The organism is Zobellia russellii, assembly GCF_018728565.1.
GTDB classification, from domain to species: domain Bacteria; phylum Bacteroidota; class Bacteroidia; order Flavobacteriales; family Flavobacteriaceae; genus Zobellia; species Zobellia russellii.
In genome coordinates this window covers 327,274-343,295 of sequence record NZ_JACSOI010000003.1, presented here as the reverse complement: position 1 = coordinate 343,295, position 16,022 = coordinate 327,274, and the positions used below count along the sequence as shown (strand labels likewise).

Sequence of the window (16,022 nt, the reverse complement as noted above, 5' to 3'; positions counted from 1 at the left end):
CACTTTCATATGTACATTAAATCTTAAATAGGCGATAGTTACACTTTAGGGTTTCGTCTTGGCGAAACATATGACATATCGTATCCTGAAAACTTTTTCATGTAAATTGCTATTGTTGTTCCGTAACTGTCCGATACATCAAACGCACCCCACGATCGTAGATACTTTTTAACGTTACCGGCACCGGCCAAATGGGCCGCGGCCAACATTCCGGATTCCGTAATTTCAACACCACCTATTCGTTTTCCAACGAAACGGTCAATGTCTCTTCTCAAAATCCACTTATTACGAGCTACATTCGTGTGAAAAGCTCTTTCTTGCAACACTGGGTCGTTTAAGAAACTTGTTGCGTTATACACACCCATAAGCTGTAAGGTACCAATACCAAACTGGTATTTTCCCAAATACCCAAGTGTATTTGTTGTAAAATAGTTACCCTGCGATTCTTTAAACGCTAGAGCTTCTTTAAATCCGATATAAGAACTCCCTAAAAAAGGCGGAGCTATCAATATCGTTGAATGCATAGTTTTGTTTTTGGGAAACAAAACTTCAGTAGGTTGATTTACTTTAAGGGTTTCCGGCACTTTCACCTCTTTAGACTCAAATCCGAAACTCAATAAAATAAAGGTAATGATTAGGGGGCTTGAAAATCCTAGCCACTTTCTCATACATTATATTTACCTAAGACTTACGAAAATTTAACCTGCTTAGATTACGAGGGGCAAAGATAAGCCCGTTTTAGTCTTACATTTTAGAATGCTTTGTTAAAAATATACCGTTTTAGTTAACAAGTATTAAACTACGGACAAAATGCCTATCTATTAATTTTTTGAGCATTTATCCACCGGACATACTGCGCTTTATTGCGGTTGTGCTGGGCTAAAGTCTTAGCAAATTTGTGGTATCCAAAATTTTCCACATTGGCTACAAAGTAGAGGTAATCGTGCTTTTCCGGACTAAGAACCGCATCAATAGCCGTAATATCCGGCATAGCAATTGGCCCTGGTGGTAGACCTGCGTACTTATAGGTGTTATACGGAGAATCTAATTCCAAATCCTTATAAAGCACTCTTTTGATCACAGTGTTAAAGTTGCCGCTGTGCTTTTTTATGGCATAAATTACCGTAGGGTCTGCTTGAAGTAATATTCCCCTTCGTAAACGATTAAGGTAAACGCCTGCTACTCTTGGGCGCTCATCAACTTTTGCGGTTTCTTTATGTACTACAGAGGCCAAAGTAATCACCTCTTCGGGAGAAAGCCCTAATGCTTTTGCCTTGGCTAAACGAGCATCCGTCCAAAAACGTTTGTATTCCTTTAGCATACGCTCCCTGAATTCTTTCCCGGAAGTATTCCAGAAAAATTCGTAACTGTTGGGTATATACATAGCCAACTCCGTATCCCTATTAAATCCGTTAGCTTTCAAGAAAGCTTCATCTGTAAATGCCTTCAACAAGGTTATACTATCCGGCTCTATTTGCATCGCTATTCTACCGGCTAGGTCCGCTAATGTTTCCTGGTTGTTAAATGCAACTTTTACAGGTATATTCTGACTACGGAGTGAGTTTACAATATCATTATTGTTCGCCCCCTTTTTAATAGCGTACTTACCTCCTCTTACATTGGCGGCGTACCCCTTACGCTGTGCCACTTTCTCAAAAGAACCCATATCCTTAAGAAGTGGAGATACCAACTCCTTTACTTCGTTAAAATCTGCATCCGAAGGCACAAATACAAAGGCTTCGTTATTTTCAAAAGCCGTATTAGGCGCAAAAATGGCGTTGTAAACCGTGTAAGCAAAGATTCCACCGCCTACAAGACCGGCAATTGCTATAAATACTAGAATACGTTTTATATACATTAGGTATTTATTTTTTGAAACAAAATTTCATTTATATACTTCCCTTCGGAAAAAATCCAATCTCTTTTAATTCCCACCTCTTCAAAACCCATCTTCTTGAACAAATGAATGCTTGGGTCATTACCCTCCAATACATTGGCGTAAAGTTGCCGCATATTTAAGACCTTATGAGCATAATCACACACCAATTGAATGGCCTCTGCCCCTACTCCTTGGTTCCTCTTTTCTTTATCCAAAATAACTATACCTATTCCCGCCCTAAAATTCTTAGGATCAAAATCAAATAGGTCAATAAGTCCAATTGTTGAATTCTGCTTATTGCAGATACAGAGCCGCAATTGCTTAACATCATAAATGTCCCTATGGGCGTTTTCCAAATAAAGCGCTAGTACATGTTTTGAATATGGGGTGGTCGTACCACTTATTTCCCACATCTGGGTGTTATTCTCAAGTTCGTAGAGAAAATCTAGATCATTGGGTTCTAAAGCCCGCAGATTTATATGTTCTCCATTTAAACTTAACATTCGATCTCTCCTTTGAACACCTGTTTGGCAGGGCCAATTAAATGAATCTGCTCGTACACACCATTCTTTTTAGCGAACTCTACCTCTAGCTCACCGCCCTGAGTATTCACTTTTATTCTATTTGCCGATGTTTTTCCGGCGTTATGCATGGCTATTGCTACAGCTGTAACTCCAGTTCCGCAAGATAAAGTTTCACCCTCTACACCACGCTCATAAGTTCTTACGGCAAAAGCATCATTATCCAAGGTTTCAACAAAATTAACGTTGCTTCCGGTTTGTCCGTACATTCCGTAACGCAACTTTTTCCCTTCTTTATAAACTTCAAAATCTTGAACGGACTTTACCATTTGCACGTGGTGGGGCGAACCCGTGTCCAAGAATACATACTCCGGTTTCTCTTTTATTTCGGATACATCCTGCATCTGCAAGCTAACAATACCATTAGCTATAGTTGCCTGGTGCTTACCATCTGCAGCATTAAAAACGGTATCTTTATCTATAACACCCAAAAAATTGGCAAAAGCTACGGTACAACGGCCGCCGTTACCGCACAAACTGCCCTCACGGCCGTCTGCGTTGTAATAGACCATCTTAAAATCTGACAGTTCGTCATTTTCTAGAAGTATTAAACCGTCTGCCCCTATGCCAAACTTGCGGTCACATAAAGAAGCTACCAGTTTGGTATCGTTTTTGGGGAAATATAATTGTCGATTATCGATGAGCACAAAATCGTTTCCGGTGCCCTGATATTTGTAAAAACTAAGTGTCATAGAATTATTTAAAGACACAAATATAGGCTTTTATCCCTATCGGAAATAACCTCTTTGGTCCACCACTTAGCGACCTGAAATAGTAGGGATTAAGATATATTTAGCAGTTAAAGAGTAGTTAAAGCAAATATAACGCACCTAAAAAACGACTAATTTTAACATATCAAAAGAATTTAAACAAAACGATAACATGAAAAAAATTGCCAGTACCTTTTTAATCGCCCTCTTTGCTGGAGCAATAACTCTGGGCAGCTACAAATTATTTTTTGAAAACACCAATTACGCCGTTATATCCCAAGACGAAGGACATTCGGTTTTTAATACGAGCCTTACACCTACCTCTGCAAAAGGAGCGGGAATTAATGAGGTTGACTTTACCATTGCGGCAGAAAACACCGTAAATGCCGTAGTGCACGTTAAAAATGTAACCATTAACAGAACTCCCCATAGCCTTATGGACTTCTTTTACGGAAGTGGAGGAAATGAAAGGCCTCAAGTAGGAACCGGATCTGGGGTAATTATTTCGCAAGATGGTTATATTGTTACGAACAACCACGTTATTAGCAAAGCAAATCAATTACAGGTTACCCTAAACAATAACAAAACTTATGATGCCGAACTTATTGGCACCGACCCGAACTCTGACATCGCCCTAATTAAAATAGATGCTGAAGGCAATCTGCCTTATTTGGCCTTTGGTGATTCCGATGACGTTAAAATAGGTGAATGGGTTTTGGCCGTTGGTAACCCTTTTAACCTAACTTCTACCGTAACTGCGGGAATAGTAAGTGCAAAAGCACGTGATTTAGGAAAAAATCAGTCGTTTATCCAAACCGATGCAGCCGTAAACCCTGGTAACAGTGGTGGGGCATTAGTTAATACGAACGGAGATCTTGTGGGTATCAACACCGCCATTACATCACAAACGGGAAGCTATGTGGGCTATTCCTTTGCAGTTCCCAGCAACATTGCCAAAAAAGTAGTTGATGATATCCTAGAATATGGAAACGTACAAAAAGGCATTTTAGGAATTAAGACCCTGAACATAAACACGCCTTACGCCATAGAAAAAGGACTTAATGAGATTGAGGGTGTATACATTTCCGGGGTTGAAGAAGGAACTGGAGCCGCCGAAGCCGAACTGATAGAAGGAGATATCATAAAGAAAGTAGACAATATCAAGATTCGCAAATTTGCCGATCTTACCGGTTATCTTTCCGCTAAAAGACCCAACGACTCTGTAGAGGTTACTATTGATAGAGACGGAGAAGAATTTACCGTGCCTGTCATGCTTAAGAAAAGACAGACCGTAATAGTCCCGGTAATGGGCCTTGAAGTAAAGAACTTAACAAAAGAGGACAACAAAAAGTTTAAGACCAAACAAGGTGTGAAAATTGTTGGTGTACCTGAAACCTACCGTGGTTATGGGTTGGAAGGAAAAGTTCTTCTTTCGGTTGACAATAATGAAATAAACGATATTGAAGAGGCCAGAAACCTTTTTGGAAGCATCTCTAGATACGGTAAAACCAGTATCACAATGATTAACGAAAAAGGAGAAAGAGAACGCCTGATTTTTCAATAAGACATTAAAACTTTAAATTAAAAACACCTCAATTGAGGTGTTTTTTTGTTTACTATTGTTTCAAACAACACTAAATAGCTACTTTTATACCAAAATATAACTCAACTCAACAAAATGAAATCTAACGCTTCTTACGAAAAAGAATTAGCCTTTCAGGCTGATAGAAGAAAAGCTACAACCGAATTCATAAAACTGGTCAGTGACCTTTGGTATGATAAGACGATAGAAATCGTGCTTTTCAAAAATCAGGTGATAGACAAAAACGTAAGTGACATTATAAATCTGCATGAATATGCGGGTGAATTTGTCCAAAAACCCATTTCTATTTTCGATTCCACCGAAATATTGCGGGCCATAAACGATATTCAGCTACCTCCTGCTAAATTAGACATTGGCAAGCTTACCTATGAATACCACTCAGATGACAATCACAATACGGATATAAAAGCCTTTGTGTTTGACAAACTAAAAGACGCGGACAATGCCCCACCTTTAAAACCTAAGGATATTGTTCTTTATGGCTTTGGAAGAATAGGTAGGCTTCTGGCTAGAGAGCTTATGGCAAAGACCGGTCAAGGCAATCAACTGCGCTTAAGAGCTATCGTAACCCGAAAAGCGGACAACCATGAGATTCTGGAAAAAAGAGCCAATCTTTTACGTATTGATTCCGTTCACGGTAAATTTTCCGGCACGGTAGAAACAGATATAAAGAATAATGCCTTGATAATAAACGGTACAACCGTTTACATGATCAGCGCCGATCGTCCTGAGAAAATCGATTACACCCAGTATGGAATAAACGATGCATTGATAATAGACAATACAGGGGCTTTCAGAACCAAAACCGAATTGGCCAGACACCTGGAAGCCGAAGGTGCATCGCACGTACTCCTTACCGCTCCCGGAAAAGAGATACCCAATATTGTTCATGGGGTTAATCACAAAACGTATGACCCGGACGCTATTAAAATATTTTCAGCCGCTTCGTGTACTACCAATGCCATTACCCCTATTTTAAGTGTTATTGAAGATTCCTTGGGAATTACAAAAGGGCATTTGGAGACTATACATGCCTACACTAATGACCAGAACCTAGTGGATAACATGCACAGCAAGCATAGACGGGGCCGAGCAGCCGCTCTGAACATGGTCATAACCGAAACAGGTGCAGGTGCTGCAGTAGCTAAAGCTCTACCGGAATTAAAGGGCAAGCTTACCTCTAATGCAATTAGGGTACCGGTTCCCAACGGTTCTTTAGCTATTCTAAACTTAGAAGTGAAAAATAAAACTTCTATAGATGGTATTAACGCCATTATAAAAAAGTATGCCCTAGAGGGAGATTTGGTAGAGCAAATAAAATATTCCTTGAGCAAGGAAATGGTATCTTCGGATATCGTAGGAACAAACGCACCTTCCATTTACGATAGTAACGCTACAATTGTTAACGGCAGTGGAAAAAATATTATACTTTATATTTGGTATGACAACGAGTATGGTTATTCGCATCAGGTAATACGTTTGGCCAAATACATATCAAAAGTAAGAAGATATACTTATTATTGATTTTAAGCTACTTACAAGGGAATACTTTCTGCTTTTTTGAAGGTATTCCCTACTAAATAGCAACCTTATCCTTGATTTTTTTTATTAATTGATATTATTGAATTACTTTAGTCGGCTCTAAATAATTAATTCACAGAATCACTTCAACATGAAAGGCTTAAGAATCCTGTTACTGATAACGGCTTTATTAGCATATAACCTACAATTTGCCCAAGAAGCGGAAGCTCAAGAAGAGTTGTCACTTGATAAAGGGCCTATAGATAGTCAATTTGAGTACATTTTTACCAAATCTGGTAATTATCGTGCAGATGGAAAAAAATATGAGGTCGTACGTACGATTTCATTGGACAAACTGCGCCAAAATGTTCTTGACACACTAAAAGGGTACAACAAAAGAGCTGCCGAACTAAAAGCTACTATTGGCGGACACGAATCTACAATAGGTTCGCTAAACAAAAAATTGGAAGAGACTACCAACAACTTGGTAGCTGTAACCGAGGAAAAAGACAGCATGTCCTTTTTAGGTATTATGGTTTCAAAAAGTACATATAATGGTATTCTTTGGACCGTTATTGCTTCTCTGTTAGCACTGTTACTTTTCTTTATATATAGATTTAGAAACAGTAACATCCTAACCCAGGAAGCCAAGACTAATTTAGCAGAACTGGAAACTGAGTATGAAGACCACCGCAGAAGGGCTTTAGAAAGGGAGCAAAAAATTAGTAGGCAGCTGCAAGATGAAATCAACAAGTACAAAAAACAGAAATAATCTAAAAAGCTCCTCACGGAGCTTTTTTTTATTCTTTGTGTTATGAAAATTATTCAAGCCAACTCATCACATATACCATTGTTAGCACCTTTGTTCGATAGTTACAGGGTTTTCTACCAACAACCTTCGGATATAAATGCCGCTACTTCTTTTCTTAAAGAGCGCTTTTCCCAATCGGAATCTATAGTTTTCATGGCTTTTATTGACGGGGAAGCAGTAGGCTTCACCCAGTTATACACTACATTTTCATCCGTTTCTATGCTCCCTTATTATGTGTTGAACGATTTATATGTAGAGCAAACCCAAAGAAAAAAAGGCATAGGCTCCGCATTGCTGAGTACGGCACAAGAATTCTGTTCAAAAAAAGGGTTTAAAGGGTTAGCCCTAGAAACGGCAACGGATAATCCCGCACAAAAGCTATATGAAAAGCTGGGGTGGAAAAAAGATTCGCACTCTTTTCACTACTTTTGGCGCACTAATTCATAGCCCAAACTAAAATGCGTATTGATATTATCACCGTTTTACCGGAATTGTTGGAGAGCCCGTTTAACGCATCTATCTTAAAACGAGCCATAGAAAAGGGCATAGTTGAAGTGCACATGCACAATATACGGGACTACACGGACAAGAGCTACAACCAAGTAGACGATTACCAATTTGGTGGCGGTGCGGGCATGGTACTTATGATAGAGCCTATAGACAAGTGTATTTCTAAGTTAAAGGCCGAAAGAACGTACGATGAAATTATCTATATGACACCAGATGGGGAAACCCTGAACCAAAGAATGGCCAACGGCATTTCATTGCTTAACAATGTAATCATACTTTGCGGCCACTATAAAGGTGTTGACCAAAGAGTACGAGATGCTTTTATTACCAGAGAAATTTCAATAGGCGATTATGTACTTTCTGGCGGTGAACTAGGTGCCGCTATTCTTTGTGATGCCGTAATTAGGTTGATTCCCGGGGTTTTAAACAACGAAACATCGGCGTTGACGGATACCTTTCAGGATGACCTCCTTGCTCCTCCTGTCTATACCAGACCCTCAGAGTACAAAGGCATGAAAGTACCGGAAGTGCTTTTGAGCGGCAACTTTCCCAAAATAGAGAAATGGAGGGAAGACCAAGCACAAAAAAGAACGGAAGAACGTAGACCCGATCTGCTGGAGTAACATTCCTACGTATTTTGATATATCAAAAAATCAAAAAAATTATTGTCAGTTCTAAATTATAGAGTATTTTTGCAGCCTGTTAAATCAACCTCTGACGAAAATCGTGAATGTTGACCATAGCATAATCATTAATAAAAAAATCATGGAAGAATTATTAAAATTCGTTCAGGACGAGTTTGTTCCAAAAAAAGAATTTCCAAAATTTTCAGCTGGTGATACTATCACTGTGTACTATGAAATTAAGGAAGGTGAAAAAACACGTACTCAGTTCTTTAGAGGTGTTGTTATCCAAAGAAGAGGTTCTGGTGCTACCGAAACTTTTACAATCCGTAAAATGTCAGGTACTGTAGGTGTTGAACGTATTTTCCCAGTAAACATGCCAGCCTTACAAAAGGTTGAAGTTAACAAAAGAGGTAAAGTACGTAGAGCTCGTATCTTCTACTTTAGAGGTCTTACTGGTAAAAAAGCACGTATTAAAGAGGTACGTTCTTAAGCCAAGAATACATACAATAAAAAAATCCCGCTATAGCGGGATTTTTTGGTTATGAACAATTGTTAATATCAGCAGTTCATAAGTTGTTGATTTATAATATGTTAAAAAAATTGGTGACTTAGACTATTTTTCCTACATTTATAAAACAATTAAAGAAAACATCTGTCGAAGATAGCTTCTGAAATTGTTATAGAGGTAGCGTTCTTTATAGTATTGTTTAGGTTTTATAAATGTTTAAAGATGTATTTCAGAGTACGCCATTTAGTAAAACGAACATATCAACAAAAGGCTGTCGCTTTTTGAGAAATGATTATGTGAACATATTTGTAAATATTCAACGGATGCAAGTCTAGGAAATATGCACAAAGAATGTGTAAACAATATGAAGAGATATAAATTGTAGCTTGGTTCGATAATTAAGTACAATTCATCTCAAACGTTGAAATTGTGATGCGAATGCAATCAATGGTTGCCGATCTGTCGTAAGAACAGGGAAGAAAGTTTGCTATATCAGTTTCTAAAAAGCCATATCAATGTACAAGTACAATGATATGGCTTTTGTTTTGCCTTTTTTTTTCCTAATTCGCAAGGTTTTTGTTAAAATAGCCCATAAAGAGATACAGCTCAAAACAACCCCTTATCTTTTGGCTTGGAAGAATACATAAAGTTGTATATTTACTCCGCTTTAAATTAAACCTTTCCTTACATGTCCAAAATTTTTTATACAAAAACAGATGAAGCTCCGGCTTTAGCTACACAATCATTTTTACCAATTGTAAAAGCATTTACCAAAACGGCCAATGTTACCATAGAGACCAAAGACATTTCTTTGGCCGGAAGAATTATAGCAGTATTTCCTGATTTTCTAAAAGATGAGCAAAAAATCGCAAATGATTTAGAAGAGTTAGGTGCTTTGGCTAAAAAACCAGAAGCAAACATTATAAAGCTTCCTAACATTAGTGCTTCCGTTCCACAATTAAAGGAAGCCATTAAGGAATTACAAGACAATGGTTATGATTTACCAAGCTATCCGGACGAGCCTTCCAATGAAGCCGAAAAGGATATTAAATCTAGATATGACAAAATTAAAGGTAGCGCCGTAAACCCGGTACTACGAGAAGGAAACTCCGATCGTAGAGCTCCACGCGCCGTAAAAAATTACGCGAAACAAAACCCACACTCCATGGGGGCTTGGAGTCCTGATTCCAAAACCCATGTTGCCACAATGGATCATGGGGATTTTAAAGCCAATGAGAAATCATTGACACTTGCCCAACCTACGGATATAAGAATAGAATTGGTCAAGAACAATGGAGAAACCCAAGTTCTTAAAGATAAATTAGGTCTTCTAGAAGGTGAAATCATAGATGCTACCGTTTTGAGCAAAAATGCACTTGTCGCATTTTTGAAAAAGCAGGTGCAAGACGCCAAAGACCAAGGTGTGTTGTTCTCGCTTCACATGAAAGCTACCATGATGAAAGTTTCCGATCCAATTATTTTTGGACATGCCGTTGAAGTTTTCTTTGCAGATGTATTCAACAAATATGAAGATACGTTCAAAACTTTAGGAATTAGTGCAAATGACGGTCTTGAAAACTTGTTCGCCAAGCTAAATGAGCTGCCAGCGGATAAAAAAGAGGCTATTGAAAAAGATATTCAAAAAGCTATAAACGAAGGTCCGGAATTGGCCATGGTAAATTCGGACAAGGGTATTACCAACCTTCACGTTCCTTCGGATATTATTATTGATGCGTCAATGCCGGCTATGATCCGTAATTCTGGTCAAATGTGGAACGCCCAAGGAAAACCACAGGATACCAAAGCGGTAATTCCGGATAGCAGTTATGCAGAAATATACTCGGCCACAATCGATTTCTGTAAAAAGAACGGTGCTTTTGACCCTACTACTATGGGAACCGTTCCCAATGTAGGTTTAATGGCCCAAAAGGCTGAGGAGTATGGTTCTCATGACAAAACTTTTGAAATTGGGGCTGCTGGAACCGTAAAAGTAGTAGACATCAACTCTGATAAAGTTTTAGAAGAACATGCGGTTGAAGAAGGTGACATCTGGCGTATGTGCCAAGTTAAGGATGCTCCTATCCAGGATTGGATAAAATTGGCCGTATCCAGAGCAAGAGCAACAAATGACCCTGCAGTTTTCTGGTTAGATGAAAATAGGGCGCATGATGTAGAACTTATCAAAAAAGTAAACACTTACTTACCTAATCATGATACCACTGGGTTAGACATTCGCATTCTTTCTCCTAAGAAAGCTACTGAATTTACCTTGGCAAGAATGAAAGAAGGTAAAGACACTATTTCCGTATCCGGGAACGTGCTTAGAGATTATCTTACAGATCTGTTCCCTATTCTAGAAGTGGGTACCAGTGCAAAAATGTTATCTATTGTACCACTTATGAACGGTGGTGGTCTTTTTGAGACCGGTGCAGGTGGATCAGCTCCAAAACACGTGGAACAATTCATAGAAGAAGGCCATTTACGTTGGGATTCTTTGGGCGAATTTCTTGCCTTAGGAGTTTCTTTGGATTTCTACGGAGAAAAAAATCAAAATGAAAAAGCTAGAATTTTAGGTGATGCTTTGGACAGTGCCACGGAAAAATTCTTGATTAACGATAAATCGCCTTCAAGAAAGGTAAAAGAAATAGATACACGTGGAAGCCACTTCTTCTTGGCCATGTACTGGGCCGAGGCTTTGGCCGAACAAGATAAGGATGCCGAATTAAAGGCTACTTTCTCTAAAGTCTATGAAGCTATTCAATCTCAAGAATCTAAAATTGTAGAGGAGCTAATGCAAGCTCAAGGTAAACCTCAAGACATTGGAGGGTACTACAAGCCAGATGCAGAACTTGCCGCTAAGGCAATGAGACCTAGTGAGACTTTTAATTCTATCTTGGATACATTATAACCATTATGAGTTAAGTACAATAATAAAGGCCCTGCATTTGCAAGGGCCTTTTTCTTTTTAAAATAGTGTTAACATTTTCTGTAAAGGTCTTTTTCTAGCTACATTTATAAAAAAATTGCTCTTAGATGAACCAACTTACCAAGGTCGTTCTCAGTGTCTTTCTACTTTGTTTTTTTAATAGTTTCGCCCAAAGGCAATACACTTTAAGCGGAACAATCTCAGAAGATTCCAGCAATGAAACTCTTATTGGGGTGGCTATTGTTTTCCCCGAACTGGAAACAGGGGTTACCACCAATGAATACGGTTTTTATTCCATTACCCTCCCAGAAGGCACCTACCAGTTGTTGGTCAGTTATCTGGGTTTTCAGGATGTTGTAAAAACGGTCACACTGGATGCGAATAAAAAAATGAATTTTCAGCTGATGGAATCCGCTGAACAGTTGCAAGAAGTTGTAGTAACGGAAGACGTAGAAAAAATGGATGTACGCAAACCCCAGATGAGCGTGAACTCCTTATCTGTGGGAACCATCAAAAAAATTCCGGTTATCTTGGGCGAGGCCGATGTTATTAAATCCATTCTCTTACTGCCCGGTGTAACCAACGCAGGCGAGGGTGCTTCCGGTTTTAATGTGCGGGGCGGTGCCGTAGACCAAAATCTAATTTTATTGGATGAGGCCACTATTTTCAACTCCTCCCACCTATTCGGCTTTTTCTCTGTCTTTAACCCGGACGCCATAAAGGATATTAAACTATATAAAGGGGGAATTCCGGCCCGTTATGGCGGTAGAGTCTCGTCGGTTCTGGATATTTTCCAAAAAGAAGGAAATAGCAAAAAAATTAAAGTAAACGGAGGTATAGGCGCCGTTGCCAGCCGTTTGTTGGTAGAAGGCCCTATAAAAAAAGACAAAGCTGCGTTTCTTGTGGGAGGCCGTGCCTCCTATGCTCACCTATTCCTGCCCCTTTTTGACGTAGATAATACCGCCTATTTCTACGATTTAAATACCAAGCTCAATTACAACATAAACGATAACAACAGTATTTTCCTATCAGGATATTTTGGTCGTGATGTATTTGGTATAAGCGATAGTTTTGTAAATACTTATGGAAACGCAGTAGGTAATTTTAGATGGAATCACCTATTTTCAGACAAGTTATTTTCTAACCTCTCTTTAATCTATTCCAACTATTACTATGGTCTAAAACTGGATTTTGTAGGCTTCGATTGGAATTCGGGTATTGAAAACTTCAACATAAAATATGACCTGAAGCACTATATCACGGACAAGTTTCAAATTAATTACGGCATCAATAATATCTACTATCGTTTTAACCCTGGAAAAATACAGCCCAGCAACGAAGATTCCGGTATAGTAGAAGAGCAGTTAACACAAAAGTATGCCAATGAATTTGCTGCCTATATTGATATTGAACATGATATAACCAAAAACCTGAGTCTAAATTATGGACTCCGCTTCAGTAATTTTTTACGATTGGGACAAGACGAGGTAAACGTCTATTTAGATGATAACCCTGTCTTTTTTGACCCGGTACTTCAAGTATATCAGGAAGGCATACCTATAGATCGGTATAACGTAAAAAGAAGTGGCAGCTTAGCTACCTTTAACAACCTGGAACCACGTATATCCTTGGCATACACCTTAAACAACAGTAGTTCTATAAAGGCCAGCTACACCCATTTGGCACAGTACCTGCATTTACTTTCCAACACCAGCTCTCCTACTCCGTTGGATGTTTGGACTCCAAGCGGCCCCTTTATAAAACCCCAAATTCTTGATCAATACGCAGTGGGGTATTTTAAAAATCTAAAGGATGGTGATTTCTCTTTTGAAACCGAGGCTTTTTATAAGGACGTTCAAAATCGCATAGACTATATAGATGGCGCCAACCTTATTGCCAATGATGCCATTGAGCAAGTTATTCTAAATGGCGAAGCGCGAGCTTACGGTCTGGAATTTTTACTACGCAAAAACGAGGGTAAGTTTCAGGGTTGGCTTGCCTATACGCTTTCAAAATCTGAGCAAAGGACACCAGGAAGAACCATTCAATTGCAAGATGGTACTTCATTTACGGAAACTGGCATAAACTCCGGAGCCTGGTACAACACCCCGTATGACAAGACCCACGATATATCGGCCTATGCGAGCTATGATTTAAATCAAAAATGGAATTTCAATACCAATTTTGTATTTCAAACAGGGCAACCCACCAATTACCCTATAGGTCAATTTCGTTTTCAGGGGCTTACCGTTCCCTATTACGGACTACGAAATGAAGAGCGTTTGCCCGCTTACCATCGTATGGATGTCTCCGCAACCCTGACCCCAAAAAAGAACAAAGACAGAAAATGGCAGACCGAATGGGTCTTCAGCGTATACAATGTATACAATCGCAGGAATGCCGCATCTATAAGTTTTAGTCGCAATGAGGATACCGGAGCCAATGAAGCGGTACGTACATCAATTTTTGGCGTGGTACCGGCGGTAACGTATAACTTTAAATTTTAAGGCCATGAAAAAGTTTATTTATATACTCTGCCTGCTTCCGTTTTTATCCGCATGTGAAGACGTTGTGGAAGTAGAAGTTCCAACGGACCAGTCTCGCTTAACCGTAGATGCCTTAATGCGAATTGATCTTACTCAGCCCTCCTCTACATATTATGCCGAAGTAAGAGTGAGCACATCAACTAATTTTTTTGAATCTGTAGAACCTGCACGACTAGACCAAATAAGCATTACCAATCTGGAAAGCGAAGAAACTATACCCCTCTTTGAAACCTTTAGCGGTAGCGGTGTCTACCAGAGTGAAACGACCATAGATTTTATGACGTCCGGTGATTTGGTTCTGTTTATTGAACATCAAGGCTCAAGATATGCGGCGCAGACTGCCTATGTACCTACGGTACCAATTACCAAATTAGAGCAGGGCGATGCAACTCTTTTTTCAGGCGAAGAAACAGAAATAGTAGTAGCTTTTAAGGACCAACCCAACCGAACCGATTTCTATCTTTTTGATTTTGATTTTAACGAATACTTGGTCACGGAAGATACATTTTACCCTGGTGAGACTTTTGAGTTCTCTTATTTTTATGATGATGATGTAAAAGACGGAATGGTGCTGGATATAAGTATACTGGGTGTTGATAGGGGTTTCTATAATTACATGAACCAACTTATTGTGCAGTCCGGAGGAGACCAAGGTCCGTTTCAAACCCCAGCAGGCACGGTAAAAGGCAATATTATAAATGTCACTAATGTTGAGGATATTTCGGATTTGGACAATCTTGATAACCTAGTTGACCAAGAGAATTTTGCCCTAGGATATTTTGCCGTTTGCCAAACGTACTCCAAGTCCATTTCTATTGAGTAATTTTACCCAAATTGAATTTTGCAACTATGTCTCAAAAGAGAACGGATAAAGATTTACTGGTAAAAGGGCTTAAACATATTGCTTATACAATTTTCCTAATGTTCCTGGCTCCAGGTGTAATATACCAAGCTTTTAAAAACCAAGGTCATCCCTTATATTGGCCCGTTCTAATTTTAGGCTTTATATTCGCCATTGGAGCAATAGTAATGGCATTTTACAGTTTACGGTTAATTATGGAGTCTCTGTTCGGTAAGAAAAAGAAAAAATAACTCTATTGTTTGCTTCCTACATCTCCCCATTTATTGATTAACTGGGCATAATCATAATCTAGTACAGATTCTTGGCGCTCCAGCCTAAACTCGGAGAAAGCGCGCTGCAATATATCTTCTATAAGGTAATCCTCATGTACTTGATCAGGCTGAAACCGTTCTTTTAAGCTTATTTTAAACATGCTTGCCGTGGTATTGTACCAAAAGGCACGCCAACCGCTCCTAAGCTCCTTAACGAGGTCAAAAGCCGTTTCTCCGGTCTGCCTGTATATCAGTTTCACCAAAATCTGACCTTCCGTACGAGTCAATTTTTTTAATTCTTCGGAAAATTCCTCTTCAATAAACTTTTGGATTTCTTTGGTATATTTCTTTTGGTGCCTACGCTTCTTGATTTTTGTAATACTGTCATTAAGTTCCTCTAGCCGCTCAGCCGCCAATTTGGCATAGGGATACACCTTTAATGTCTTTCTTCTCAAAATATAATACCTTAATTTATCCTTGTAGGAAGTGAATTTTAATTTCCCGAACAGATAAACTTCATCCAAATCTATAGAATTCCTAAATATAGAATCGCCTTCTACGATAATCATCTTTTCCGCAATGGAGTCCAAAGGTTCTTCCTCTATTTGAGAATACCCTAAAAGAAAGAGGTTGGTAAAAAATAAAAACAGAATTGTTTTTTTCATAACGGACATTATACAAAAGCCTT

At 38.9% G+C, this 16,022-nt stretch carries 15 protein-coding genes; 10 read left to right on the top strand and 5 right to left on the bottom strand.

Features of this window, described 5'->3' with window-relative positions:
- Nucleotides 1-38 precede the first annotated feature (38 nt).
- From H9565_RS09555 to dapF, 4 genes are all read right to left on the bottom strand, one after another.
- The gene (locus H9565_RS09555; RefSeq protein WP_215439031.1) at nt 39-668 is read right to left on the bottom strand and encodes a hypothetical protein; all 630 of its coding nucleotides are present in this window, start codon (nt 666-668) and stop codon (nt 39-41) included.
- 146 nt (nt 669-814) lie between these two features.
- On the bottom strand, nt 815-1,858 hold the full coding sequence (mltG, locus tag H9565_RS09550; protein WP_215439030.1) for an endolytic transglycosylase MltG: 1,044 nt from the start codon (nt 1,856-1,858) through the stop codon (nt 815-817).
- A complete protein-coding gene (locus H9565_RS09545; RefSeq protein WP_215439029.1) occupies nt 1,858-2,382 on the bottom strand; it encodes a GNAT family N-acetyltransferase in 525 nt (174 codons plus the stop codon). The genes mltG and H9565_RS09545 overlap by 1 nt, the downstream gene beginning before the upstream one ends.
- Entirely contained in the window at nt 2,376-3,152 is a 777-nt protein-coding gene (gene dapF / locus H9565_RS09540; RefSeq protein ID WP_215439028.1) for a diaminopimelate epimerase, read from the bottom strand. The genes H9565_RS09545 and dapF overlap by 7 nt, the downstream gene beginning before the upstream one ends.
- A gap of 190 nt (nt 3,153-3,342) precedes the next feature.
- Here dapF and H9565_RS09535 point away from each other — a divergent pair, with 190 nt between their 5' ends.
- The 10 genes from H9565_RS09535 (at nt 3,343) to H9565_RS09490 (ending at nt 15,313) form a co-directional block, all read left to right on the top strand.
- On the top strand, nt 3,343-4,734 hold the full coding sequence (locus H9565_RS09535) for a S1C family serine protease (protein ID WP_215439027.1): 1,392 nt from the start codon (nt 3,343-3,345) through the stop codon (nt 4,732-4,734).
- A 114-nt stretch (nt 4,735-4,848) separates the two neighbouring features.
- Entirely contained in the window at nt 4,849-6,297 is a 1,449-nt protein-coding gene (locus H9565_RS09530) for a glyceraldehyde-3-phosphate dehydrogenase (RefSeq protein ID WP_215439026.1), read from the top strand.
- Nucleotides 6,298-6,445: 148 nt separating this feature from the next.
- A complete protein-coding gene (locus H9565_RS09525; protein ID WP_215439025.1) occupies nt 6,446-7,066 on the top strand; it encodes a tRNA (guanine-N1)-methyltransferase in 621 nt (206 codons plus the stop codon).
- Between the two features lie 42 nt (nt 7,067-7,108).
- Complete coding sequence (locus tag H9565_RS09520) at nt 7,109-7,552, top strand: GNAT family N-acetyltransferase (protein WP_215439024.1); 444 nt, start codon at nt 7,109-7,111, stop codon at nt 7,550-7,552.
- A gap of 11 nt (nt 7,553-7,563) precedes the next feature.
- Complete coding sequence (gene trmD, locus H9565_RS09515; RefSeq protein ID WP_215439023.1) at nt 7,564-8,238, top strand: tRNA (guanosine(37)-N1)-methyltransferase TrmD; 675 nt, start codon at nt 7,564-7,566, stop codon at nt 8,236-8,238.
- Nucleotides 8,239-8,380: 142 nt separating this feature from the next.
- Nucleotides 8,381-8,731, top strand: coding sequence for a 50S ribosomal protein L19 (gene rplS / locus H9565_RS09510; RefSeq protein WP_215439022.1), 351 nt, complete (start codon nt 8,381-8,383; stop codon nt 8,729-8,731).
- 706 nt (nt 8,732-9,437) lie between these two features.
- Complete coding sequence (locus H9565_RS09505) at nt 9,438-11,657, top strand: NADP-dependent isocitrate dehydrogenase (protein WP_215439021.1); 2,220 nt, start codon at nt 9,438-9,440, stop codon at nt 11,655-11,657.
- 125 nt (nt 11,658-11,782) lie between these two features.
- Complete coding sequence (locus tag H9565_RS09500; RefSeq protein WP_215439020.1) at nt 11,783-14,182, top strand: TonB-dependent receptor; 2,400 nt, start codon at nt 11,783-11,785, stop codon at nt 14,180-14,182.
- Between the two features lie 4 nt (nt 14,183-14,186).
- Nucleotides 14,187-15,044 (top strand): DUF4249 family protein, encoded by an 858-nt coding sequence (locus tag H9565_RS09495; RefSeq protein WP_215439019.1) that lies wholly within the window; start codon nt 14,187-14,189, stop codon nt 15,042-15,044.
- 26 nt (nt 15,045-15,070) lie between these two features.
- Entirely contained in the window at nt 15,071-15,313 is a 243-nt protein-coding gene (locus tag H9565_RS09490) for a DUF6095 family protein (protein WP_215439018.1), read from the top strand.
- Between the two features lie 2 nt (nt 15,314-15,315).
- On the opposite strand, the gene H9565_RS09485 is transcribed toward H9565_RS09490, so the two are convergent.
- Nucleotides 15,316-15,999 carry a DUF4294 domain-containing protein gene (locus tag H9565_RS09485; RefSeq protein ID WP_215439017.1) on the bottom strand — a complete coding sequence of 228 codons (684 nt, stop codon included), beginning with the start codon at nt 15,997-15,999 and terminating at the stop codon, nt 15,316-15,318.
- Nucleotides 16,000-16,022 lie beyond the last annotated feature (23 nt).